Annotated in this window: 19 protein-coding genes; 7 read left to right on the top strand and 12 right to left on the bottom strand. The window is 61.7% G+C overall.

All coding sequences use genetic code 11. The features are described 5' to 3' along the window. Nucleotides 1-93 precede the first annotated feature (93 nt). From GA0061105_RS17485 to GA0061105_RS17460, 6 genes are all read right to left on the bottom strand, one after another. Nucleotides 94-1,521, bottom strand: a complete 1,428-nt coding sequence (locus tag GA0061105_RS17485) for a gamma-aminobutyraldehyde dehydrogenase (RefSeq protein ID WP_092751781.1) — start codon at nucleotides 1,519-1,521, stop codon at nucleotides 94-96. 13 nt (nucleotides 1,522-1,534) lie between these two features. Then, nucleotides 1,535-2,347 carry an ABC transporter permease gene (locus GA0061105_RS17480; RefSeq protein ID WP_064694243.1) on the bottom strand — a complete coding sequence of 271 codons (813 nt, stop codon included), beginning with the start codon at nucleotides 2,345-2,347 and terminating at the stop codon, nucleotides 1,535-1,537. Beyond that, complete coding sequence (locus GA0061105_RS17475; RefSeq protein ID WP_092751779.1) at nucleotides 2,337-3,299, bottom strand: ABC transporter permease; 963 nt, start codon at nucleotides 3,297-3,299, stop codon at nucleotides 2,337-2,339. The genes GA0061105_RS17480 and GA0061105_RS17475 overlap by 11 nt, the downstream gene beginning before the upstream one ends. After that, nucleotides 3,296-4,282: an ABC transporter ATP-binding protein gene (locus GA0061105_RS17470; protein WP_092751777.1), complete on the bottom strand. Its 987-nt coding sequence runs from the start codon at nucleotides 4,280-4,282 to the stop codon at nucleotides 3,296-3,298. Before GA0061105_RS17470 ends, GA0061105_RS17475 begins: the two co-directional genes overlap by 4 nt. Before the next feature lie 177 nt (nucleotides 4,283-4,459). Further along, complete coding sequence (locus GA0061105_RS17465; RefSeq protein ID WP_092751775.1) at nucleotides 4,460-5,620, bottom strand: ABC transporter substrate-binding protein; 1,161 nt, start codon at nucleotides 5,618-5,620, stop codon at nucleotides 4,460-4,462. 119 nt (nucleotides 5,621-5,739) lie between these two features. Then, entirely contained in the window at nucleotides 5,740-6,648 is a 909-nt protein-coding gene (locus GA0061105_RS17460) for a LysR family transcriptional regulator (RefSeq protein WP_064694247.1), read from the bottom strand. Nucleotides 6,649-6,826: 178 nt separating this feature from the next. Between GA0061105_RS17460 and GA0061105_RS17455 the strand changes: the two genes are divergently transcribed. Next, nucleotides 6,827-7,588, top strand: coding sequence for a hypothetical protein (locus GA0061105_RS17455; RefSeq protein WP_092751773.1), 762 nt, complete (start codon nucleotides 6,827-6,829; stop codon nucleotides 7,586-7,588). A 66-nt stretch (nucleotides 7,589-7,654) separates the two neighbouring features. Here the strand turns inward: GA0061105_RS17455 and lysS are convergent, their stop codons facing one another. The 5 genes from lysS to GA0061105_RS17430 form a co-directional block, all read right to left on the bottom strand. Then, a complete protein-coding gene (lysS, locus tag GA0061105_RS17450; RefSeq protein ID WP_092751771.1) occupies nucleotides 7,655-9,151 on the bottom strand; it encodes a lysine--tRNA ligase in 1,497 nt (498 codons plus the stop codon). Nucleotides 9,152-9,173: 22 nt separating this feature from the next. Continuing rightward, nucleotides 9,174-10,640 carry a glutamate--tRNA ligase gene (gene gltX / locus GA0061105_RS17445; RefSeq protein ID WP_092751769.1) on the bottom strand — a complete coding sequence of 489 codons (1,467 nt, stop codon included), beginning with the start codon at nucleotides 10,638-10,640 and terminating at the stop codon, nucleotides 9,174-9,176. A 241-nt stretch (nucleotides 10,641-10,881) separates the two neighbouring features. Further along, nucleotides 10,882-11,631, bottom strand: coding sequence for a TerC family protein (locus GA0061105_RS17440; protein ID WP_092751767.1), 750 nt, complete (start codon nucleotides 11,629-11,631; stop codon nucleotides 10,882-10,884). A 99-nt stretch (nucleotides 11,632-11,730) separates the two neighbouring features. Next, nucleotides 11,731-12,570, bottom strand: a complete 840-nt coding sequence (locus tag GA0061105_RS17435) for an AraC family transcriptional regulator (RefSeq protein WP_092751765.1) — start codon at nucleotides 12,568-12,570, stop codon at nucleotides 11,731-11,733. A 106-nt stretch (nucleotides 12,571-12,676) separates the two neighbouring features. Beyond that, nucleotides 12,677-13,357, bottom strand: a complete 681-nt coding sequence (locus GA0061105_RS17430) for a TetR/AcrR family transcriptional regulator (RefSeq protein WP_064694253.1) — start codon at nucleotides 13,355-13,357, stop codon at nucleotides 12,677-12,679. Between the two features lie 151 nt (nucleotides 13,358-13,508). Between GA0061105_RS17430 and GA0061105_RS17425 the strand changes: the two genes are divergently transcribed. The 5 genes from GA0061105_RS17425 (at nucleotide 13,509) to xylA (ending at nucleotide 20,492) form a co-directional block, all read left to right on the top strand. Continuing rightward, complete coding sequence (locus GA0061105_RS17425; protein ID WP_092751763.1) at nucleotides 13,509-14,717, top strand: HlyD family secretion protein; 1,209 nt, start codon at nucleotides 13,509-13,511, stop codon at nucleotides 14,715-14,717. A gap of 78 nt (nucleotides 14,718-14,795) precedes the next feature. Further along, nucleotides 14,796-16,397: a DHA2 family efflux MFS transporter permease subunit gene (locus tag GA0061105_RS17420; RefSeq protein ID WP_064694255.1), complete on the top strand. Its 1,602-nt coding sequence runs from the start codon at nucleotides 14,796-14,798 to the stop codon at nucleotides 16,395-16,397. A 206-nt stretch (nucleotides 16,398-16,603) separates the two neighbouring features. Then, nucleotides 16,604-17,626 carry a LacI family DNA-binding transcriptional regulator gene (locus GA0061105_RS17415; RefSeq protein ID WP_064694256.1) on the top strand — a complete coding sequence of 341 codons (1,023 nt, stop codon included), beginning with the start codon at nucleotides 16,604-16,606 and terminating at the stop codon, nucleotides 17,624-17,626. A gap of 19 nt (nucleotides 17,627-17,645) precedes the next feature. Next, nucleotides 17,646-19,100: a xylulokinase gene (gene xylB, locus GA0061105_RS17410; RefSeq protein WP_092751762.1), complete on the top strand. Its 1,455-nt coding sequence runs from the start codon at nucleotides 17,646-17,648 to the stop codon at nucleotides 19,098-19,100. Between the two features lie 81 nt (nucleotides 19,101-19,181). Continuing rightward, nucleotides 19,182-20,492, top strand: coding sequence for a xylose isomerase (xylA, locus tag GA0061105_RS17405; protein ID WP_064694258.1), 1,311 nt, complete (start codon nucleotides 19,182-19,184; stop codon nucleotides 20,490-20,492). A gap of 63 nt (nucleotides 20,493-20,555) precedes the next feature. Here the strand turns inward: xylA and GA0061105_RS17400 are convergent, their stop codons facing one another. Further along, nucleotides 20,556-21,587 carry a LacI family DNA-binding transcriptional regulator gene (locus GA0061105_RS17400; protein ID WP_064694259.1) on the bottom strand — a complete coding sequence of 344 codons (1,032 nt, stop codon included), beginning with the start codon at nucleotides 21,585-21,587 and terminating at the stop codon, nucleotides 20,556-20,558. 263 nt (nucleotides 21,588-21,850) lie between these two features. Between GA0061105_RS17400 and GA0061105_RS17395 the strand changes: the two genes are divergently transcribed. Continuing rightward, nucleotides 21,851-23,377, top strand: coding sequence for a sugar ABC transporter ATP-binding protein (locus GA0061105_RS17395; protein WP_092751760.1), 1,527 nt, complete (start codon nucleotides 21,851-21,853; stop codon nucleotides 23,375-23,377). The last annotated feature ends 1 nt before the right edge of the window (nucleotide 23,378 follow it).

Genomic DNA, 23,378 nt, shown 5'->3' with positions numbered 1-23,378 from the left:
GCCTGAAAAGACGCGGCAACCGGGAAATTGTTCCATTTCGCGCGAAATCGGACGGTGTCCGCTGCCGTCGGCGTGGCTCCTCTATGTTGCCTGTCAGCCGTGATTGATCATCACATGGCGAACGGCGGTATAATCCTCCAGCGCATAGACGGACATGTCCTTGCCGTAGCCCGACTGTTTGAGGCCGCCATGCGGCATCTCGTTGACCAGCATGAAATGCGTATTGATCCAGGTGCAGCCATATTGCAGGCGCGCGGCTGTCTTCATGCCGCGGCCGACATCCCTGGTCCAGACCGAGGAGGCGAGGCCGTAGTCGCTGTCGTTTGCCCAGGCGATGGCGTCGTCGGGATCGGAGAAGCGGGTGACCGAGACGACCGGCCCGAAGACCTCGCGGCGGACGATCTCGTCGTCCTGCAGGGCGCCAGCTATGACGGTCGGAGTGAAGAAGAAGCCCTTGTCGCCTGAGACAGTGCCGCCCGCGGTGATCTCCATGTGCTTGTGCTCTGAAGCGCGAGCGACGAAGCTCTCGACGCGGTCGCGCTGGCGCCTGGAGATCAGCGGCCCGATCTCGTTTTCGGTATCGTCAGCCTGGTTGAAGCGGATGCTGGCGACAGCAGAGGAGAGATCGGCGACGAAATTGTCGTAGACCCGGGCGTCGGCATAGATGCGGCAGGCGGCGGTGCAGTCCTGGCCGGCATTGTAATAGCCGAAGGTGCGGATGCCTGACACGACGGCATCGATATCGGCATCGTCGAAGACGATGACCGGGGCCTTGCCGCCGAGTTCCAGATGGGTGCGTTTGACGGTCTTGGCTGCGGCCTGAAGCACCTTCTTGCCGGTGGCAACATCGCCCGTTATCGAGACCATGTTGATCTTGGCATGGTTGATGAGCGCATTGCCGACGCTTTCGCCACGGCCGAGGATGACGTTGACGACGCCTTCGGGAAGAATGTTGGAAAGCAGCTTCGCCATCTTCAGCGCTGTCAGCGGCGTCTGTTCCGAGGGTTTGAAGACGACGGTGTTGCCGCCGGCGATCGCGGGCGCCAGCTTCCAGGCCATCATCATCAGCGGATAGTTCCACGGCGCGATCGAGCCGACTATGCCGATCGGATCGCGGCGGATCATCGAGGTGTGGCCGGGCAGGTATTCGCCGGCGGCAGGCCCATGCAGGTTGCGCACAGCGCCGGCGAAGAAGCGATAACAATCGACGATCGCCGGGATTTCGTCGTTCAGCACCGAATTGATCGGCTTGCCGCAGTTCAGCGCCTCCAGCGCGGCGAAACCGGTGGCATCCTTCTCGATCGCGTCGGCAATCTTCAGGAGATAGCCGGAGCGTTCGGAAGGCGTCGTCTGCGACCAGCTCGCGAAGGCTTTTTCTGCGGCGTCGACGGCGGCATCGATCTGGGAAAGCGAGGCTTCGGGAAGGTCGATCACCGTCTCGCCGGTCTTCGGGTTCAGGATGTGCTCTTCCGTCTCCGTACCTTTTTCGAAGCGGGAACCGATCAGCATTTGGATATCCATGATGTTCTCCCTGTCATTTGCCGCCGCCGGCGATCTGGTCGCCGTCGCGCGTGAGGTAATAGGCTGCCAGGATCGGCACGAAAGTGACGAGCACCACGACCATGGCCACCACATTGGTGACGGGCCGCTGGCGCGGGCGGATGAGTTCTTCGAGCATCCAGATCGGCAAGGTCGATTGCTGGCCGCCGGTGAAGGTGGTGACGATGACCTCGTCGAAAGAAAGGGCAAAAGCCAGCATGCCGCCGGCCAGAAGAGCGGTGCCGATATTTGGCAGGATGACATGACGAAAAGTCTGGAAGCCGTCGGCGCCGAGATCCATCGAGGCCTCGATCAGTGAGCCGGAGGTGCGGCGGAACCGGGCGACGGCATTGTTGTAGACGACGACCACGCAGAAGGTGGCGTGGCCGAGTACGATAGTCCACACCGAAAAGGGGATGTCGAAAAGGCTGAAGGCCGAGCGTAGCGCAATGCCGGTGATGATGCCGGGAAGGGCGATCGGCAGGATGACCAGCAGCGAGATCGCCTCGCGGCCGAAGAACTTCGTTTGGCTGACCGCCGCCGCGCAGAGCGTGCCGAGGACCAGCGCGATTGCGGTGGCGATGACGGCGACCTGCAGGGAAAGGCTGAGTGCCGACCAGACGTCCGGCCGGTTCCAGGCGACGGCGAACCATTGCAGAGTCAGGCCGGGCGGCGGCCATTGATAGCTCTTCTCCTCGGTGGTGAAGGCATAGATGAAGATCAGCAGGATCGGCAAATGCAGGAAGAGCAGTCCGACGGCGGCGGCGATCTTCAGGGGCAGCGGCGCTATCTTGAGGTCAGAGTGCATCGAAGGCTCCCTGTTTCTTGGCGAGCCACAGATAGAGCGCCATGATAACGATCGGCACGACGGAGAAAGCGGCCGCCAGTGGCACGTTGCCGGCCGTTCCCTGCTGAGCATAGACAGCCTGGCCGATGAAGAGCCTGGAAGAGCCGATTATCTGCGGGATGATGTAATCGCCCAAGGTCAGCGAGAAAGTGAAGATCGAACCGGCGACGATGCCCGGCAGCGCCAAGGGCAGCAGCACGGTGCGGAAAGTCTGGCGAGGTGTGGCGCCGAGATCCGCCGAGGCCTCTATGAGGTTGCCAGGCACACGTTCGAGGGCCGCCTGCGTCGGCAGGATCATATAGGGCAGCCAAACATAGACGAAGACGATGAAGGTGCCGAGGTAGCTCACCGAGAGAGAATTGCCGCCAATGACGGGCAGGTTCAGGACGCCGTCGAGCAACCAGGAGAGATGGAGCTTTTCGAAGATCCAGGTGAGGATGCCCTCTTTGGCGAGGATCAGTTTCCAGGCATAGATCTTGACGAGATAGCTCGACCACAGCGGAAGCATGACGCCGAGATAGAAGAGCGCCTTCCATTTGCCATGGGCATAACGCGCCGCATAGTAGGCAATCGGGAAAGCGATCAGCGCGGAAGCGACGGTGACGAGAGCGGCCATCACGACGGTGCGGATGATGATGTCGAAATTCGTCGGGCTCAGAAGCTGGGCATAGGTCGAAAGCGTGAATTCGTAATTCACCAGCCCGGAAAAATCGTCGATTGAGAAGAAGCTCTGCAGAAGCAGGGCGATCAGCGAGCCGATATAGATGATGCCAAGCCAGAGCAGCGGCGGCGTCAGCATGAGAAAGAGCAAGAGCTTCGGGCGTCGCCAGAAGGTGTCCGACATCAGGCCGAAAAACCCGCTACGTCGCGGAAGGATCGATGTCTTGCCGCCTGACATGGTGAGCGCCGTCATGCCGCGTCGTCCATATAGTGGATATCGGCAGGCTGCCAGCCAAGCCGGATGCCGGCGCCGATTTCCGGCACGGATGAGCCGGCCGGCAGCATGACATGCAGCCGGCTGCCCTTGAGATCGACACTGAGGCGCGTGGCCGCGCCGAGGAAACTTGCGCTCTCGACTTTCGCCTCGACGCCGTCGCTTGCCAGCCGGATCGCTTCGGGGCGCAGGCTCGCCCAGCGCTTCTCGCCGCCGAGGGACGCCATCAGATCAGGCGCGATCACGTTGGACGAGCCGACGAAATCGGCGACAAAGCGGGTCTTCGGACAGCGGTAGATATCCTGCGGCGTGCCCTGCTGGACGATGTTTCCATTGTTGAAGACGGCGACCCGATCGGCCATGGACAGCGCCTCGCCCTGATCATGGGTGACGAAGACGAAGGTGATGCCGAGCGCGCGCTGCAGGCTCTTCAATTCCTCCTGCATCTGCTCGCGCAGCTTCAGGTCAAGCGCGCCGAGCGGCTCGTCGAGCAGCAGCACCTTCGGCTTGTTGACCAGGGCGCGGGCGAGCGCCACGCGTTGACGCTGGCCGCCGGAGAGCTGACCGGGGCGGCGGGCGCCGTAACCCGGCAGCTTGACGAGTTCGAGGGCATCATTCGCAGCCTTCATCCGCTCCACCCTGCCGATGCCCTTGACCATCAGCCCGTAGGCAACGTTGTCGAGAATGTTGAGATGCGGAAAGAGCGCGTAGTCCTGGAACACGGTGTTGACGTTGCGCCGATAGGGCGGAACGCCGTCGGCCGTCTCGCCGAAGATCTGAATGCGGCCCGCCGTCGGCTGCTCAAAACCGGCGATCAGCCTCAGACAGGTCGTCTTGCCGGAACCGGACGGCCCGAGCATGGCAAAGAATTCGCCGGGCGCGATCTCGAGATCGACGCCATCGACGGCGCGAACCTGGCCGAAATGGCGCGATACCTGCTGGAAACGGACGGCTGACGTCATTGGGGGCTCCGGGATAACTAGGTCCTGCCGTGTAAGCCCGTCATCTGCACTGCCGGGCACCTTCTCACCGCTCGGGGAGAAGGGGACACGCCGCGTTGCTTTCGCTTACCAGCTTGTCGCGGGCACGTCCCATCTCCCCGCAGGCGGGAGAGGGTTAGGGTGAGGGGCTGTGACGCACTACCTACCGCCGATCACGCCGATATAGTCCGACACCCAGCGGTGATAGGGCACGCATTCGCTCTGCGACGTGCATTTGGCGACCGGGGTCTTCCAGAACTTGATCTTGTCGAAGTGATCGAAGCCGTTGGTGGCGCAGCCGGTATCGCCCATCAGTGCGTTGCCCTTGCAGGCAGCGGGAACGGAGGGCACGGCGCCGAACCAGGCGGCGGCATCACCCTGGACCTTGGCCTTCAGCGAATGTTCCATCCACATATAGGCGCAGTTCAGATGTTCGCTGTCGACATGCAGCATGGTGGTATCGGCCCAGCCGGTGACGCCTTCTTCGGGGAAGGTGGAGCCGATCTTCTGCTTGTCGGCCTGCAGCAGGTTGACCTGGAAGGGCCAGGAACCGGAGGCGACGACGCCTTCGTTTTTGAAGTCATCGATCTGGATCATCGCGTCGTGCCAGTAGCGCGAGACGAGCTTGCGCTGGCCGCGCAGCAAGTCGAGGGCGGCCTTGTACTGATCTTCGGTTAGTTCGTAGGGGTCCTTGATGCCGAGATCCGGCTTGTGGGCCATCAGATACATGGCGGCGTCGGCGATATAGATGGCGCCGTCATAGGCCTGGACGCGGCCCTTGTTCGACTTGCCGTCGGGCAGGGTCTGTTCTTCGAAGACGACTCCCCAGCTGGTCGGCGGCTTATCCTTGAAGGCGTCGGTATTGTACATCAGCACGTTCGGCCCCCAAAGGTAGGGCACGCCGTAATGCATGCCGCCGACCGTGTACCACGGGCCATTCTGCAGCCGCTCGTCGACATTCTTGAAGCTCGGGATCAGATCGGTGTTGATCGGTTGGACACGCTTGCCGGCGATGAGGCGAAGCGACGCGTCACCCGACGCCGTGACGAGATCAAAGCCGCCCTCGTTCATCAGCGAGACCATTTCATCTGAGGTGGCTGCGGTCTTGACCGAAACCTTGCAGCCGGTTTCCTTTTCGAAATCGGTGACCCAGTCGTAGTTCTTGTCGGTTTCGCCGCGTTCGATGTAGCCGGCCCAGGCGACGATGCTGACGGCGCCCTCGCCCTTGCCCAAGGCTTTCAGCGGTTCGGCGGCGACCACCTGCGTCGCGAAGCTCAGACATGCAAGCGCTGCCGTGCAGGATTTCAAGAGAGTCCTCATCATCCGTCTCCCGGTTTGGTGCCACTTCAGTGGCCGTTCGTTCCCGGTTAAGAAGGTGACCCGAAAATGCCGGTTTCGCAAATTCATTAAACAGAAGGACGATATCGGAAATTCCGATATTAGCGGATGCGCCCGGAGCGCATGCTTTCGGCGATGCCCACGAAATCGCGCGCTGCCTGCGGCAGGCTGGAACCCTTGCGCCAGACCATGCCGACCTGCACGACAGGCAGCGAGCCGGAGACGTCGCGGCTCTCGATGCGGTCGCCTTCGAGCGACCAGGGGCGATAGACGAGATCGGGAAGGAGCGCGACGCCGGCGCCTGTCGCGACCAGGCTGCGCACCGCTTCGACAGAGCGGGTGCGGAAGGCGACATGCGGGCGGGCGCCGAGCGCCGACAGCAGCTTGCCGGTGTTCTCTTCGATTTCGTCGACCGTCAGCATGATCAGCGGTTCGCGAGCGATATCGGCGACCGAGATGATGTCGGCCGACACGAGAGGATGGCCCATGGGCAGCCATAGCCGATAGGGCGAGGTTTCCAGGATTTCCGCCTGCAGCGCCATGCGGTCGCGCAGGTTGGAGATCACCATAACGGCGACATCAAGCTCGCCGCCGACCAGCAGATGTTCGAGATAGCCGCCATTGTCCTCGATGGCGCTGACCTCGATCCCAGGGCAGGCGCGCCGGTATCGCGCCAGCAAGTCGGAGAGCACGTAACCGGCGACGAGCGAGGTGACGCCGATGTTCAAGGTGCCGGAGAGGGCACTTTGCTGGCCTGAGAAGCTGGTGCGCGCATCGGAGACGGACGCCAGGATCTTCGTCGCGTGACGCAGAAACTGATGGCCGTTATGGGTGATCGTCAGCCCGCGAGGGTGGCGCTCGAAGAGCGCGACTCCGAGGTCCGTTTCGAGCTCTTTCAGCGCTTCCGTCACCGAGGATTGCGAGATCGAAAGGTTCTGCGCCGCCCGTGTCACCGAACCTTGTTCGGCGACGGCGACGAAATACTGGATCTGGCGAAGCGTGAAGGCCATGGGCGTTTAGAGCATGGCGGAATGTGCCGTGGCAAGCAGGCGAAAAATTCAGACCTTTTTTGGGATTTTACTGAAATGGGGCGAGCTCGGCGCGTCCATTTAAACTTTCCGAAACGTCATTTCCCTAGCATCTCGGCACCTGTCCTGCGTTGGAGTTTGAGATGGCGGAGCAGTTGGCGTGAAGGCCTTACTGCGCATATTCCGGCCTTCCCGGAAATTGGCAATCATTGTCGGCGGAGTCGCGCTTCTGGTGGGCGTTTCCGGTGGTGCGGCAGTCTATGTCGGCAAGGACAGGCTGATTGGCGTCGCCGCTGGCGGCCATGGGCTCGAATGCAGCGACGTCAACCTGGTGACGATCAGGAAGCAGGATCATGTCTGGATTCGGAAATACATCAAAACCGAACCGACCGATGGCATGACACGGGTCAGGACCGCGCTTCGCGTCGCCCAGGCCGTCTATGCCGCGCAGAAGCCGGATCTGGTGCAGGTGGTGGTGCTCGATGAGAACGGTCCCACGCTGCGCGCGGACATTCGCGGCCGGGCGATCGGCGCCGACGTCGTTTATATCCCGCATCCCGACAAGACCATTCCGGGCCTCGACGATAAAACCTATACCGCCCGTTACTATGACGGCAAAGCCAGCGAAAACGGGCTGTTCTTCGGCGAGCGCATCGAGTTGCCGGCCGACGAGATCGCGATGATCAGCGCTGCTTTCAAGGAACCGGAGGATTGTGTCGATCCGGTCGCCGTTGCCTCTACCAAGGGCGACGAGGCGGACAAGAAGGCTGCGGCGAAGAACAAGAAGGCGGATGGCGTCGGCCATGGCGTAGCGCCGGAGGCCGGAAGCGAAGCAGCGCCTGCGGCCGGGGACCACGGCACCGATACGATGTCCGAGGCGCCGGCCGAAGAGCCGCCGGCAGAAGCCGCCAAGACCCACTGAACAGCGGCATGAAAAAAGCGGAGCGCCGGCCGGCACTCCGCTTTGTTTTTCCTGCATGTCTTCCTGTCAGTCGGCCTTACTGCGGCGGGCCGGGAAGAGGATGACGTCGCGGATCGATGGCGCGTTGGTCAGAAGCATGATCAGACGGTCGACACCGATGCCGAGGCCACCGGCCGGCGGCATGCCCTGGTCGATCGCGTCGAGGAATTCCTCGTCCAGCTGCTTTGCCTTTTCGCCGCGGGCATGCGCCTGTTCGAGCTGCTCGACCATGCGACGGCGCTGCTCTTCGGGATCGTTGAGTTCGGAGAAGGCGTTGCCGAGTTCCCAGGCGTTGCAATAGGTCTCGAAGCGTTCGACAAGCCGCGGCTCGCCCGGCACTTCCTTGGCGAAGGGCGAGATGTCCTTCGGGAAATGCGTGACGTGGGCCGGCTGGATCAGCGTGGCTTCGACCTTTTCCTCGAAGAGGAAGGCGAGGCATTCGCCCCAGGTCCAGTCCTTCTCGACCTCGAATCCGGCAGCCCTGGCGGCGGCGCGGGCGTCTTCATCGGTCTTGATGGCGAGGAAATCGATACCGGTCGCTTCCTTGACGGCATCCGGCATCGGCACGCGCTTGAACGGTCCCTTGAAGGACAACCGCTTGTCGACGAAGTCGAATTCTGTCGTGCCGTGAATGGAGAGCGCCAGGGTCTCGAACATCCGCTCGACGAGGTCCATCATGTCCTCGTAATCGGCATAGGCCCAGTAACACTCCATCATGGTGAATTCGGGATTGTGCCGGGTGGAGACGCCTTCGTTACGGAAATTGCGGTTGATTTCGAAGACCTTGTCGGTGAGGCCCGAGACCAGCGTGCGCTTCAGGAACAGTTCCGGCGCGATGCGCAGGTACATGTCGAGCTTCAGCGTGTTGTGATGCGTCTTGAACGGTTCGGCAGTGGCGCCGCCATAGACCGAATGCAGCATCGGTGTTTCGACTTCCATGAAGCCGTCATTTTCCATGAAACGGCGGATGCCGGAGACGATCTTCGAGCGCTGCTGAAAGCGCAGCTTCGAATCCTCGTTGGTCATGATGTCGAGATGGCGCTTGCGATACCGCAGCTCGATGTCGGAGAGGCCGTGCCACTTCTCAGGCATCGGCAGCAGCGACTTCGTCAGCATTTCGATCTTCTGCGCATTGATCGTCAGCTCGCCGCGCTTGGTGCGGCGCACGATGCCGGTGACGCCGATAATGTCGCCAATGTCGATCATCGGCAGCAGCGCGCGGGCTTCCTCGCCGGTTACATCCTTGTGCGAGAAGATCTGGATCTTGCCGGAGGCATCATGGAGATCCATGAACATGCCCGAGTTGCGCGAGGAGTAGACGCGGCCGGCAACCGTCACGACGTCCTGTGTCTCGACATCGGCTTCCAGAGATTCATACTTGGCGCTCAGTTCGGCATTGGTCAGCGTCCGGTGGAAATGCGCCGGATAGACGTCTCCGATCTGCTCGCGCAGCAGCTTCAGCTTCTGGGCGCGCACCTCGGTCGCGTCGGAGGAGAGGGTGTTTTCGGTCTTGTTGTCAGCCACTGTCGAAATCCTCTGACTATTCTTACTTCGAGCCGACGAGGGCGGCGACGGCCTGGGCGGCAAGCTTCAGGCGCTGTCGGACGACGGAGCGTCCGAGGATCGCCATGGAATCGAAGAGCGGCAGGGAGCGCGACGAGCCGGAGACGGCGACGAAGAGCGGCGAGACCACGACCTTCAGCTTCTTGCCCATGCGGTCGGAGATCGCTCGCAGTTCCGCCTCGATCGTCTCGACGTTCCATTCGAGGATCTTTTCGAGATCCGGCTGGACGGTGTTGAGGATCTCCAGGATCTCTTCCGGCGGCGACTTGATCTTGGCGAAGTCGGAGGGCTGCAGGCCGAGATCGGACTTCAGCAGGAAGCCGGCGAGATCGGGCAATTCGCCGAGCTTGGAAATGCGCGTCTGCGACAGGCGCAGGCCCGCCAGCAGCCGGTCGTTTTCCATCGCCCAGGTCAGCACGCGCGCCCGGAATTCCTCTTCGCTGAGCTTTTCGCGGATCCAACGGCCGTTCAGCCAGTCGAGCTTCTGGATGTCGAAGATCGCCCCGGCCTTGGAGAGATTGTCCGGATCGAACTTTTCGGAGAGCTCTTCCATCGTCAGAAGCTCTTCGCCCTCGGCGATCTGCATGAAGAACAGACCGAGGAAGTTCATCAGTGCTTCGGGGATATAACCGAGCGCCGAATAATAGGAGATCGAGGTCGGGTTCTTGCGCTTCGACAGCTTCGACTTGTCGGCATTGCGCATCAGCGACAGATGCATGAAGACCGGCTGCTCCCAGCCGAAATAGCGATAGAGCAGGATGTGCTTCGGCACCGACGCCAGCCATTCCTCGCCGCGCGCCACGTGGGTGATCTTCATCAGATGGTCGTCGATGACGTTGGCCATATGATAGGTCGGCATGCCGTCGGCCTTGATCAGGACCTGCATGTCGACGGAATCCCACGGAATGGAGACATCGCCATAGACGCCGTCGGTGAAGTCGCAGGAGCCTTCGGCCGGGATCTTCATGCGGATGACCGAGGCTTCGCCCGCAGCTACACGAGAGGTCACTTCCTTGGCCGTGAGGCTCAGGCAGAGGCCATCATATTTCGGCGGCTTGCCGGCGGCGCGCTGCGCCTCGCGCATCTGCTCCAGCCGCGCGGGCGTGCAGAAACAGCGGAAGGCATGGCCGTTGTCCAGCAATTCCTGGGCGTAGGGCTGGTACATCGGCTTGCGGTCGGACTGGCGATAAGGGCCGTAGGGACCGCCGATATCGGGGCCTTCCTTCCATTCCAGTCCGCACCATTTCAGCGCGTCCAGCACCTTCGTCTCGAATTCCGGAGTCGAGCGCGTCGCATCGGTATCCTCGATGCGCAGGATGAACTCGCCGCCGTGCTTCTTGGCAAAAAGGTAATTGAAGAGAGCGATATAAGCGGTGCCGACATGCGGCTCGCCGGTCGGCGAGGGAGCGATGCGGACGCGGACGCCGGTAGCTGTCCCGGAAACTGTCATTGTATGGGCCCGTCAATGAATGCCGGACTGCTTTCACGGGAAAGCGACGTTCGGCCGGAAGGATGCAGATATCTTCGGCAAACCGGCCGAAAAATGGGCATTCGCCCGCACCATCAGCCGATCGTCCGTTCGGCTGGCCTTAGGCCATATTCAACCGGGCGCGTCAAGGAAAACCACGTCCGCAACGGCTTCCGGCGCGGAGCGGGGCGCGCTGGTTGCAGCGCGCCCTGCCGTATCAGCCTCAGTGCGCGCCTTCGCGTTTGCGCTTGCGGGCGTTGCGCGCGAACATGTTCAGCACCTCGACCAGCGCCGAGAAGGCCATGGCGGCGTAGACGTAACCCTTGGGTACGTGGAAGCCCATGCCTTCGGCGATCAGCGTCGTGCCGATCATCAGTAGGAAGGCGAGCGCCAGCATGACGATTGTCGGGTTTCTCTCGATGAAGTTGGCGAGCGGAGTCGCCGCGACCAGCATGACGGTAACGGCGGCGATGACGGCGATCACCATGATCGGCAGGTGCGGCGTCATGCCGACGGCGGTGATGATGCTGTCAACGGAGAAGACCAGGTCGAGCAGCAGGATCTGACCGATGGCCGATGCAAAGCCTGTCGTGACGGACTTCGCGATGAAATCCTCCTGATGATCGATCGGATCGACCGTGTGATGAATTTCCTTGGTGGCTTTCCAGACGAGGAAGAGACCGCCGGCGATCAGGATAAGGTCCTTCCAGGAGAAACCATGTCCGAAAGCCTCGAACAGCGGTTCGGTCAGTTGCACGATCCAGGCGATGGTGCCGAGCAGCGCCAGGCGCATGATGAGGGCCAGACCGATACCGATTTTGCGGGCCTTCTCCCGGTGCTCGGAGGGCAGCTTGTTTGTGAGAATGGAAATGAAGATCAGGTTGTCGATGCCGAGAACGACTTCCATCACCACCAGCGTGATGAGCGCCACCCAGGCGGCCGGATCCTGAATGAGCGTCATAATTTCCTGCATTAGCTTATATCCCCTTGCGTCACCGATGACGCCCGCAATGTAGTGTCCGCGGTCTGCTGCGCAAGCGCCGCAAGGGGATATACGAAATCGATATGACTTTTATTCCCTAATAGGTAGCCAGATTTCAGTGACGCCCATGCCGGTACGAGGATCGAAGCGCTCGTCGTAGCGTTCGAACATGTCAGGTGTTTCGCCGTGCTCCAGGCCTGAGGTGGGCCACCATGCGCCGAAAATCCGGTTCATGGTCACGGAAATGCCGGAGACATGGCCGCGATGGATGAAGACGACGTAGCGCTGGCCGGGAAGCTTAAGGGTTGCGAAATCCGGGGGCAGATCGCCGGTATCGGAGATTTCGGCCGCGGCCATATAGCGGAATTTCTCCGCTTCGCCGTCGATATGCGTACAGATGCCGTAGGCGACATTGCCCTTCTGGCCGGAGATATGGCCGAAATGGGCATTGAACCTCTGCCAGAGGGAGGGAATGGCGGCATTGTCGCCATGGGCGTAAATCTCCTGCAGGCCGGCAAAGAGCATGGGCTGAAGGTTTTCGAAGCGGGGCGGTTCGAGGTCGTTGAGGTGGGCGGGGTCCATTCTGATCGGCTCCAGCAAGACAAGATTGCGGGCGTGCCTTTGTCTGCGCACCGCATCCGGCGTCATGCCGAACTGGTCGCGGAAGGCACGGGTGAAAGCCTCGTGCGAGCCGTAGCCCGCGCAAAGCGCAACCTCGAGAATGGTGGATGAACCGCCGACCAAGGCGGGCACGGCGCGGCTGAGGCGCCGCCCCCTGATATAGCCGCTGATCGAGTGGCCGGTGACCAGCCCGAAGACGCGCGACAGATGGTAGCGCGACAATCCGGCTGCTTCCGATATCTGCTCCAGCGATATATCGCTTTCGAAATGGCTCTCTATGAACCAGATCGCCCGTGCGATGGCGCTCATTTTCACTCCCCTGGTTGCGGCTTCTTCCTTAGAGAAAAGCCGAAAGCCGGGTTTGATCGTTCTTGCGGAGTTTTGGCCGATGCAAGGGAGCAGTCAAGAAAACGTATCAGGCGGTGTCGTGCCGGCGCGCGCCATAGGCTGCCATGAAGACCCTGATCGCACCGCGGATGACGCGGTCGATCTCTTCGCGGCTTGGCGGTTCTTCCATGCTGCCGAACAGGCGCAGCTTGAAGAAACTGCCGCTGGCGAGATCGAGAAACTGGCCGGCGGCGAGATCGATGTCGTCGATTTCAAGCGTGCCCTCGGCGATGTGGCGCTCCAGGAAATCGCGCATGATGGTGCGCAGATTGACCGGACCCTTGAAGAAGCGCTGACAGAGGGCCGGCATGCGGTCTCGAACGCCGAGAACGGTGCGCATGGCGGTGATGACCTTTTCGTCGGTCATGTGGGTGACGAAGCTTATCCCGAATTCGTACAGCCCCGATTCGAGATCGTCATGCTCGGCAAGCGCCGTGCGCACTGCGGCCACGAAGGCGGCGCGCTCGTTCTCGACCATCGCCGAAAACAGCTCTTCCTTGTTGGTGAAGTAGACGTAGAGCGTCCCCTTGGAAACGCCGGCCTCACGCGTCACATCGTTCATGCTGGCGGCATCGAAGCCCATTTTCATGAAGACGCGTTTGGCGCCATCGAGGATCTGCTGGCGCTTGGCCGGATCTTCGCCCGCGGCGAATCGGCCTCCAGCGGGGGGAGGGCTGAATACGGCGGCATTGTCGGATTTCAGCGTCATGTCTCCTTAACCGTGTTTTCGGTTTCGCCTCTTCCTTAAAAGAAATCGAACCGATTGGTTCTATGCATCTTGATATGGCGGGAAAACAGGTTTATGTCAACTGAACCGAACCGTTCAGTTCGATTAATTACTCCAAGATCGGTAAGTGGCCATGTCGAGCAACCAGAAAAGCAATGTCGCGCGTATCGTCAGCGAAAACGCCGAAGCCGAAGAGGCCAAGGCCGCGGCCGTTGCGGAGGCTCCGTCGGCGGAAGCGCGCGAGAAGCCGTCTGCCCCCGCGCAGTCGGCGCCGGCTTCGGTCGCAGCTCCTGCGGCTGCCAAGAAGCGCCGCAGTCCGGTGCTGCCGATCGTCGTGCTCGCGCTTCTCGCAGGCGGCGCCTGGTATGGTTACGAGTGGTGGACGAACGGCCGCTTCATGGTGTCGACCGACGACGCCTATATCGAAGGCGACATCGCAACGATTTCGCCGAAGGTCACGGGTTACGTCGCGAAGGTGAACGTCGTCGCCAACCAGGAAGTCAAAGCGGGCGACGTGCTGGCCACGCTCGACAATGGCGACTACCAGAACGCCCTCGATCAGGCCCAGGCTCAGATCGCCACCGAACAGCTTTCGCTGCAGCGTATCGACGCGCAGATCGAAGGCGCCAATGCGAGCCTCGCGCAGGCGCAGGCGCAGAAGGTGGCACTCGAAGCGGCCGTTCGCGGTGCCGAAATCACCCAGAAGCGCCAGAGCGAGCTTCAGGCGAAGTCTGTCGGCACCGCCGCCGATCTCGACAGCGCCAATATTGCCCTCGACCAGGCCAAGGCCAATCTTGCCGGCGGCGATGCCAATATCACCGCTGCGCGGGCCAACATCACCATTCTTCAGGCCCAGCGCAAGGAGGCGGAAGGTTCGGTCCGGTCACTGGAAATCTCGCGTGACAAAGCCGCCCGTGATCTCTCCTTCACCGTCCTCAAGGCGCCTTATGACGGCATCGTCGGCAACCGCTCCGTCCAGGAGGGCGATCTGGTGTCACCCGGCCAGCGCCTGATGGCGCTCGTTCCGGTGCGTGAGCTTTATATCGACGCCAATTTCAAGGAAACGCAGATCCAGCATCTCGTTCCGGGCTCGAAGGTCGACGTTCATGTCGATGCTTATGATGACCACCCGATCGTCGGCACCGTCGTTTCGATTTCGCCGGCGTCCGGCTCGGTCTTTTCACTGCTGCCGCCGGAAAACGCCACGGGTAATTTCACCAAGGTGATCCAGCGTGTGCCGGTGCGCATCGCGCTGCCGCAGGATGCGCTCGACAGCGGGCGTCTGCGCGCGGGCCTGAGCGTCGTCGTCGACGTCGATACCCGCACGGCGCCGAGCAAGTAAGACTTCAGAGCGATTCCAGCAAAACTGTGCAGCGGAATTCCGTGAAAAAAATTGCTCTGGAAAGGCGGAGGTAGTCCCATGGCCGGAAGCGCGACAGCAACAGCGGGTACGATTCCGGCAGCGCCTGCTCACGCCGACGACCGCATGGATCCAAGGAAGCTTATCGCCTTCTTCGCGATGGTGCTTGGCATGTTCATGTCGATCCTCGACATCCAGATCGTCTCGGCGTCGCTTGCCGAGATCCAGGCCGGCCTTTCAGCCGGAAGCGATGAGATCGGCTGGGTGCAGACATCCTACCTGATCGCCGAAGTCATCATGATCCCGCTCTCGGGCACGCTGGCGCGCATCATCTCGACGCGTTATCTCTTCGCGATTTCGGCCGCCGGCTTCACCATGGCGAGTGCTCTTGCGGCAACGGCGACGAATATCGATCAGATGATCGTCTATCGCGCCATCCAGGGCTTCATCGGCGGTGGGATGATTCCGTCGGTCTTCGCGGCCGCCTTCACCATCTTCCCGCCGTCGAAGCGCAGCATCGTCTCGCCGATCATCGGCCTTATCGCGACGCTGGCGCCGACCATCGGCCCGACCGTCGGCGGCTATCTCAGCCACGCCTTCTCCTGGCACTGGCTGTTCCTCGTCAATATCATTCCCGGCATCATCGTTACCATCGTCACCTGGAACTTCATCGATTTCGACAAGCCGGAACTGTCGCTCTTCAAGAAGTTCGATTGGTGGGGGCTGGTGTCGATGGGCATCTTCCTCGGAGCGTTGGAATATGTGCTCGAAGAGGGCAATTCGAACGACTGGTTCAACGACAGCGCCATCGCCATCGCGGCCGTCGCTTCGGCTGTCGCGGCCGTCGTCTTCTTCTATCGTGCCTTCACGGTTGATTTTCCGGTTGTCGACCTCAAGGCCTTTGCCAATCGAAATTTTTCCTTCGGCTCGGTCTTCTCCTTCGTCATGGGGATCGGTCTTTACGGCCTGACGTATATCTACCCGGTCTATCTCGGAAGTATCCGCGGCTACGACTCGCTGATGATCGGCGAGACGATGTTCGTTTCCGGCCTTGCGATGTTCTTCACCGCGCCGATCGCCGGCCGGCTGTCGACGAAGATGGACCTGCGCCTGATGATGGTGATCGGATTCACCAGCTTTGCCGCCGGCACATATATCATGATGCACCTGACGGCGGATTGGGATTTTTACGAACTGTTCATCCCGCAGATCCTGCGCGGTTTCGGACTGATGATGTGCATGGTGCCGATCAACAACATCGCGCTCGGCACGATGCCGCCCTCGCGCATCCGCGGCGCCTCCGGCCTGTTCAATCTCACCAGAAATCTCGGCGGCGCCGTCGGCCTTGCCGTGATCAACACAGTGCTCACCAACCGGCAGGACGTGCATTACGAGCGGCTGCGGGAGAATATGGACTGGGGCAATCCGGCGGCGATCGACCAGATGAACAACATGGCCGCGAACTTCAACACCTATGGCATGGACGGCGCGTCGGTGGCGATCAAGCAGATGGTCGGCCTTGCCACCAAGCAGGCGATCATCCTCTCCTTCAGCGATGTGTTCCTGATCCTGACCGTGCTTTTCCTGGCGATGATTCTCGGTGTTGGTATGATCCAGAAACCCGCGCCGCAAGGCGGGGGAGGAGGTGGCGGCGGCCACTGACCTCCGGCTTCCGCCCCTTGAAAAGGCCCTCTCCCCGGAGGGCCTTTTTATTTGCCGTTTTTGCGGCCGCTGTGTCATCAGCCGCGTGATCGCTCGTCCGACGCGATTTGAACCACAGTTGGCGAAAATCAGTCCGCGGTTCGCCCTTCCGATTTTTTGATTTACGTACATCAAGTTTGGCGCTAATGGTCTCGTCAGGAGGAACGATGAGGCCAACTGTTCACGATATCGCCGCTGCGGCGGGCGTCAGTCTCGCCACTGTCGACCGGGTTCTCAACCAGCGTCCCGGCGTGCGCCACGTCACGCGGGAGAAGGTCGAGACCGCAATTCGCGAGCTCGGTTATATCAGAGATCTCGCCGCCGCCAATCTCGCCAAGGGCCGCACCTATCCGCTGGTCTTCATCCTGCCGGCCAGCGACAATTCCTTCATGCACGGGCTCAATGCCGAGATCCGGCAGGCGATCCTCCGATCGCCGGCAGAACGCACCGATATCCGCACCATCGAAGTGCCGGCTTTCGATCCGGCTGCCCTCGTCTCCGTGCTCGACGAGCTTTCCCGGGGGAAGCCTTGCGGCATAGCGATGGTCGCGACCGATGCGCCTGAAGTGCGGGCGATCGTCGACAGGCTGGTGCGCGACGGGTTTCCGATCGTCACGCTGGTTTCCGATCTGACCGGGTCGCTGCGCCATCACTATGCCGGCGTCGACAATATCGCCGCGGGCCGTACGGCTGCCCGCCTGCTCGGCCGTTTTCTCGGGCCGCGAAAAGGCGACGTCGCGGTGCTTGCCGGCTCCATGGTGGTGCGCGACCATCGCGAGCGGCTCGAGGGCTTCACCTCCGTCATGGCCGAGGAATTTCCGGACCTTGCGATCCTGCCGGTTCTCGAAGGGCGCGACGATCCCGAGGTCGCCCATCGGCTGGTTGCCGACTCGCTTAAAAATGCCGGCATCGTCGGCGTCTACAGCCTCGGCGCCGGCACTCGCGGCCTCATCCGGGCGCTGAAGGAAAAAGCCGTTGACCGGACGCTGACCGTGATCGCCCACGAATTGACCGTGCATACGCGGGCGGCGCTCATCGACCACACGATCGATGCGATCCTCAACCAGGATGCCGGCCATGAGGTGCGCAGCGCGATCCGGGTGCTGAAAGCCAAGGCGGATGGGCTCGCCGTCATCGAAGCGCAGGAACGCATCCGTCTCGACATATTCCTGAAAGACAATCTGCCGTAACGGCAAAGGAGAATACCAAATGTATCTCGGTCTCGATCTCGGAACCTCCGGCGTCAAGGCGATGCTGATCGACGGCGATCAGAGGATCGTCGGCTCGGCCAATGGTTCGCTCGACGTCTCGCGCCCGCATTCCGGCTGGTCGGAGCAGGAGCCGGCCCATTGGGTGCGCGCCACGCAGGAGGCCGTCGCCGGGCTCAAGGCGAAACATCCGAACGAACTTGCCGCGGTCAAGGGCATCGGCCTTTCCGGCCAGATGCACGGCGCGACGCTGATCGATGCGAGCGACAAGGTGCTGCGTCCCTGCATCCTCTGGAACGACACGCGCAGCCATGTCGAGGCCGCGGCACTCGATGCCGATCCGCGCTTCCGCGCGCTGACCGGCAATATCGTCTTCCCCGGCTTCACGGCGCCGAAACTCGCCTGGGTTCAGAAGCATGAGCCCGATGTCTTCGCCAAGGTCGCCAAGGTGCTGCTGCCGAAGGATTACCTGCGCCTCTGGCTGACCGGTGAATATATTTCCGAAATGTCGGATTCGGCAGGCACCTCCTGGCTCGATACCGGCAAGCGCGGCTGGTCGTCCGAACTGCTTGCAGCCACCAACCTTTCCAAGGAGCAGATGCCGGCGCTCGTCGAAGGCACGGAGCAGGCCGGAAAGCTGCGGTCGGAGCTGGCGGCGCAATGGGGCATATCAGGCACTGTCGTCGTTGCCGGCGGCGCGGGCGACAATGCGGCATCGGCCTGCGGCATGGGCACGGTCAGCGATGGCGCCGCCTTTGTATCGCTCGGCACATCGGGCGTTCTCTTTGCCGCCAACGGTTCATATCTGCCGAAGCCGGAAAGCGCCGTGCATGCCTTCTGCCATGCGCTGCCCAACACTTGGCACCAGATGGGTGTCATCCTGTCGGCCACCGATGCGCTCAACTGGCATTCCGGTGTGACGGGCAAATCCGCCGCCGATCTCACCAGCGAACTCGGCGAGACGCCGAAGGCGCCGACCGGCGTTACCTTCCTGCCCTATCTCTCCGGCGAGCGCACCCCGCACAACGATGCCGTCATCCGCGGCGCCTTCATCGGGCTCGGTCACGAAAGCAGCCGCGCGGTGCTCACGCAGGCGGTGCTTGAAGGTGTGAGCTTCGCTCTCCGCGACAATCTCGAAGCGCTGCGTTCGGCCGGCGCCGGCATCTCGCGCGTCACGGCGATCGGCGGCGGTTCGCGCTCGCACTACTGGCTGGCATCGATCGCCACCGCGCTCGGCGTTCCGGTCGACCTGCCGGCCGACGGCGATTTCGGCGCGGCATTCGGTGCGGCCCGCCTCGGCCTGATCGCAGCAACGGGGGCAGATCCGACTGCCGTCTGCAAGCCGCCGGTGACCGCCGGCACGATCGAACCGGTCTCGGCGCTGAAGGGCGCCTACGAGGATGGCTATAAGCGCTTCCGGGCACTTTATCCGGCGATCAAGTCGCTGGCGCATTGAGAACTGGAGCCGGCGGCCCTCATCGGGCCGCCGAATGGCACCAACGCTAAGACTGAAATACGAACCCAAGGAGACCCCAACATGAGCACCGGATTTTTCGGCGATATCCAGAAGATCAAATATGAAGGCCCGGACAGCACCAATCCACTGGCCTTCCGCTATTACCAGCCGGACGAGATCGTTCTCGGCAAACGCATGGAAGATCATCTGCGTTTTGCTGTGGCCTATTGGCACACCTTCACCTGGCCGGGCGGCGATCCCTTCGGCGGCCAGACCTTCCTGCGTCCCTGGTTCGAAGACTCGATGAAGGCTGCCAAGCTGAAGGCCGACGTCGCTTTCGAATTCTTCTCGCTGCTGGGTGCGCCCTACTACTGCTTCCATGACGCCGACGTGCGCCCGGAAGGCAAGAACTTCGCCGAGAACACCAAGAACCTCAACGAGATCGTCGACTATTTCGCCGAGAAGCAGGCTGCCACCGGAACCAAGCTGCTCTGGGGCACGGCGAACCTCTTCTCCAATCGCCGCTACATGTCGGGTGCTGCGACCAACCCGGATCCCGATGTCTTTGCTTTCGCAGCCGCGACAGTCAAGACCTGCATCGACGCCACCCAGAAGCTCGGCGGCGAGAACTACGTACTCTGGGGCGGCCGTGAAGGTTACGAGACGCTGCTCAACACCGATCTCAAGCGCGAGCTCGATCAGCTCGGCCGCTTCCTCAACCTCGTCGTCGAATACAAGCACAAGATCGGCTTCAAGGGCACGATCCTGATCGAGCCGAAGCCGCAGGAGCCGACCAAGCACCAGTATGATTACGACGTCGCGACCGTCTACGGCTTCCTCAAGAAGCACGGTCTCGAAAACGAGGTGAAGGTCAATATCGAGCAGGGCCACGCGATCCTCGCCGGCCACTCCTTCGAGCACGAACTGGCGCTTGCCAACGCGCTCGGCATCTTCGGCTCTATCGACATGAACCGAAACGACTACCAGTCCGGCTGGGATACCGACCAGTTCCCGAACAATGTTCCGGAAATGGCGCTGGCCTATTACCACGTCCTGGCAGGCGGCGGTTTCAAGACCGGCGGCACCAACTTCGACGCGAAGTTGCGCCGCCAGTCGCTCGATCCTGCAGACCTCCTGATCGGTCATATCGGCGGCATGGATTGCTGCGCCCGCGGCCTGAAGGCGGCCGCCAGGATGATCGAGGACAAGGCCCTGTCGCAGCCGCTCGCCGATCGTTATGCCGGCTGGGAATCGGCCGAGGCGCAGAAGCTCTTCCGCGGCGAGTATTCGCTGGATGAGATCACCAGCTGGGTCGAGAGCAAGGACGTTAACCCGCAGCCGAAATCCGGCAAGCAGGAATTGCTCGAAAACGTCGTCAACCGTTACGTCTGATGCCAGGCGCCGGCGGCCGCTGGTCGCCGGCGCAACTTTTCCAGCCGGTTATTCTATCGCCGTTCAGCGCTTCAACCAGTTGCGCGACGGCGCGGAGACTGAGTTTCGAACAATGAGATCCGGCCGCAGCAGGATTTCCGTTTCGGCCGGGCGCCCATCGGACAGAAGGTCCAGCAGCAGCGCCATCGCCTGTTTGCCGATCGCCGTCCTCGGCTGGCGGATCGTCGTCAGCGACGGGGATATGAAGACGGCCTGCGGCACGTCATCAAAACCGGTCACGGAGAAATCCCGCGGAATATCATAGCCGCGTGCGCCGAGCCCGATCATGACGCCGATCGCGGTCTGGTCGTTCACGCACATGAAGGCTGTGGGAAGCGTGTCGCGCATGAAAAGCTGTTCGACCGCATGCCGGCCGCTTTCGATCGTGCCGTCGCCTTCGAGCACGATCCTCAGGTCACGCGGAACGCCGGCTGCGTCGAGACCGGCATCATAGCCCATGCGGCGTCTGGTGTAGGCGAGCCGGGTGCGGGAATCGCCGATGAAGGCGATCTTGCGATGGCCTTCGGCCAGCAGCAGATCAACTGCCTTTCGCGCGCCCTCGGTATCGTCGACGCCGACATAAGGAATGCCGCCGTTGAAGACGGGTTCGAAGACGCCGACGCTCGGCGGCAGCCGCGCCGTCATCGTCTGGTGACCGAAGGGCAGGATGCCGGTGAAGAGGATGAGCCCCGCGGCCTGGTTCGAATTCAAGAATTTCAGATATTCGAGGCCGCGCTGGGCGTCGTTCTGGGTGTGGCCGATCAGGACGCCGTAGCCGTGCGCACGCGCCTCATTCTCGAGTCCGACGAGGATGTTGGAGAAATTGGGGTCGCCGATATCGGGCGCCACCACGAGGATCATGTTGGAGCGGCCGAGCCTCAGGCTGCGCGCCATGGCATTGGTCGTATAGCCGGTGATGGCGATCGCCTGGTTGACTTTGAGCCGCGTCGAATTGGCGACCTTTTCCGGCGTGTGGATTGCCCGGGAAACCGTCGCGATGGAGACCTCGGCGATCCGGGCGACGTCTTCGATTGTAGCGGGCGTGGAATTCGACACTGGGCTCTGCCTTAAGGCTGTCTTCGCCGCGACACTACACAGACTTGTCGAGAGGTCAAAGGCAAGCTTCAACTCATCTGTGTGAATCCACGATGTAAACCTTTACATGGCCGATGTAAAGGTTTACATACGGCTCAAAGCGGTCGGGAGCCGCACGCGCACGCCTGAAGACCCTCAGCGGTGTTAGAAAGCGTGCGCTCGTTCAAGATGACGGAGCGTTGCCGGTGCTGCCGGGACGCGCAGCGCTCTAGGGGGAGGGCATTATGACCGTGGAGATCGCCGACGCCGCACCCGTGGTTCTGTCCGCCAGGCGCATATGCAAATCCTTCAGCGGCGTGCAGGTCCTCTTCAGTGTCAACTTCGACCTCCACGCCGGTGAAGTCCATGCGCTCATGGGTGAAAACGGCGCCGGCAAATCCACGCTCGTCAAGGTGCTATCAGGTTTCGAACAGCCTAGTTCCGGTGAGATCCTGCTCGACGGCAAGCCCGTGGTGCTGCCGCCGAATGGTGCTGCGGAAGCGCTCGGCATTGTCATCATTCACCAGGAGTTCAATCTTGCCGACCATCTGACCGTGACCGAGAGCCTTTTCCTCGGTCGCGAGGTGACGCGTTTCGGCGTGCTCGACCGCAAATATATGCGCGCCGAGACGCGCAAGGTCCTCGACGTGCTCGGTTCGCATGTCGATGAGAACGCGCTGATCAGCACGCTTTCCATCGCCGACAAGCAGATGGTCGAGATCGCCAAGGCGATCAGCCGCGATGCGCGCGTCGTATTCATGGATGAGCCGACCGCCGTGCTGTCGCGGGAAGAGACCAATATGCTCTTCAAGCAGGTCCGCAAGCTTCGCGACCAGGGTACGAGCTTCGTCTTCGTCTCCCACAAGCTTGACGAGGTGATGGAGCTGACCGATCGGGTGACGGTGCTGCGCGACGGCCAGTGGGTCAAGACGTCGCCCACATCCATTCTGGACGGGGAATCGATCGCGCAGCTGATGGTCGGCCGCGAACTCTCCAGCCTCTACCCGGCCAAGGTCGAACCCAATGTCGACGAGGAGGTCGTCCTGCGCGTCTCCGCGGTCTCGACCGGCTATGTCAGAGATGCGAGCTTCGAGGTACGCAAGGGCGAGATCATCGGTTTTTCCGGTTTGATCGGCTCCGGGCGTACCGAATTGATGGAGGCGATCGCGGGTCTGCGGCCTCGCCTCGAAGGTGAGGTGGTCATCAAGGGGCAAGCGGTCCCCTCCGGCGACGTTCACGCCGCCAATCGCTGCGGTCTTGCCTATATGACCAAGGACCGCAAGTCGAAGGGTCTGCTGCTGCGATCGGGCATGGCGACCAATCTGACGCTGCAGTCACTCGGAAGGCATTCTCGCCATGGCTATCTCAGCCCGGGCAGTGAGGCGGCCGCGCTGGCGAAGGCTAAGCGCCGTTTCGACATTAGAGTTCGCGACGCCAATATCGTCGCCGGCCGGATGTCGGGCGGAAACCAGCAGAAGCTGCTGCTCGCGAAGGTCATGGAGACCGATCCTGACATCATCATCATCGACGAGCCGACGCGCGGCATCGATGTCGGCACCAAGCAGCAGATCTATCATTTCATTTCGGCTCTCGCCCGAGACGGCCGGTCGATCATCGTCGTCTCGTCGGAAATGCCGGAGGTGATCGGGCTCTGCACGCGAGTGGCGGTGATGCGCGAAGGCCATATCGTCGGCGTGCTCGAGGGCGACGAGATTTCCGAGCAGGAGATCATGCGTTACGCCGCCGGGCTCAAAAAGAAGGCGGCCGCCTGAG

The sequence above is a fragment of the Rhizobium aethiopicum genome (genome assembly GCF_900094625.1).
Lineage (GTDB): Bacteria > Pseudomonadota > Alphaproteobacteria > Rhizobiales > Rhizobiaceae > Rhizobium > Rhizobium aethiopicum.
The sequence above is the reverse complement of the archived record's forward strand: the minus strand, read 5'-3'. Positions and strand labels throughout refer to the sequence as shown.

What these genes read in the sequence shown, in the direction of transcription:
- GA0061105_RS17485 (WP_092751781.1), bottom strand. Translation starts at nt 1,521, where the DNA reads ATGGATATCCAAATGCTGATCGGTTCCCGCTTCGAAAAAGGTACGGAG.
- GA0061105_RS17480 (WP_064694243.1), bottom strand. Translation starts at nt 2,347, where the DNA reads ATGCACTCTGACCTCAAGATAGCGCCGCTGCCCCTGAAGATCGCCGCC.
- GA0061105_RS17475 (WP_092751779.1), bottom strand. Translation starts at nt 3,299, where the DNA reads ATGACGGCGCTCACCATGTCAGGCGGCAAGACATCGATCCTTCCGCGA.
- GA0061105_RS17470 (WP_092751777.1), bottom strand. Translation starts at nt 4,282, where the DNA reads ATGACGTCAGCCGTCCGTTTCCAGCAGGTATCGCGCCATTTCGGCCAG.
- GA0061105_RS17465 (WP_092751775.1), bottom strand. Translation starts at nt 5,620, where the DNA reads ATGAGGACTCTCTTGAAATCCTGCACGGCAGCGCTTGCATGTCTGAGC.
- GA0061105_RS17460 (WP_064694247.1), bottom strand. Translation starts at nt 6,648, where the DNA reads ATGGCCTTCACGCTTCGCCAGATCCAGTATTTCGTCGCCGTCGCCGAA.
- gltX (WP_092751769.1), bottom strand. Translation starts at nt 10,640, where the DNA reads ATGACAGTTTCCGGGACAGCTACCGGCGTCCGCGTCCGCATCGCTCCC.
- GA0061105_RS17440 (WP_092751767.1), bottom strand. Translation starts at nt 11,631, where the DNA reads ATGCAGGAAATTATGACGCTCATTCAGGATCCGGCCGCCTGGGTGGCG.
- GA0061105_RS17435 (WP_092751765.1), bottom strand. Translation starts at nt 12,570, where the DNA reads ATGAGCGCCATCGCACGGGCGATCTGGTTCATAGAGAGCCATTTCGAA.
- GA0061105_RS17430 (WP_064694253.1), bottom strand. Translation starts at nt 13,357, where the DNA reads ATGACGCTGAAATCCGACAATGCCGCCGTATTCAGCCCTCCCCCCGCT.
- GA0061105_RS17425 (WP_092751763.1), top strand. Translation starts at nt 13,509, where the DNA reads ATGTCGAGCAACCAGAAAAGCAATGTCGCGCGTATCGTCAGCGAAAAC.
- GA0061105_RS17420 (WP_064694255.1), top strand. Translation starts at nt 14,796, where the DNA reads ATGGCCGGAAGCGCGACAGCAACAGCGGGTACGATTCCGGCAGCGCCT.
- GA0061105_RS17415 (WP_064694256.1), top strand. Translation starts at nt 16,604, where the DNA reads ATGAGGCCAACTGTTCACGATATCGCCGCTGCGGCGGGCGTCAGTCTC.
- xylB (WP_092751762.1), top strand. Translation starts at nt 17,646, where the DNA reads ATGTATCTCGGTCTCGATCTCGGAACCTCCGGCGTCAAGGCGATGCTG.
- xylA (WP_064694258.1), top strand. Translation starts at nt 19,182, where the DNA reads ATGAGCACCGGATTTTTCGGCGATATCCAGAAGATCAAATATGAAGGC.
- GA0061105_RS17395 (WP_092751760.1), top strand. Translation starts at nt 21,851, where the DNA reads ATGACCGTGGAGATCGCCGACGCCGCACCCGTGGTTCTGTCCGCCAGG.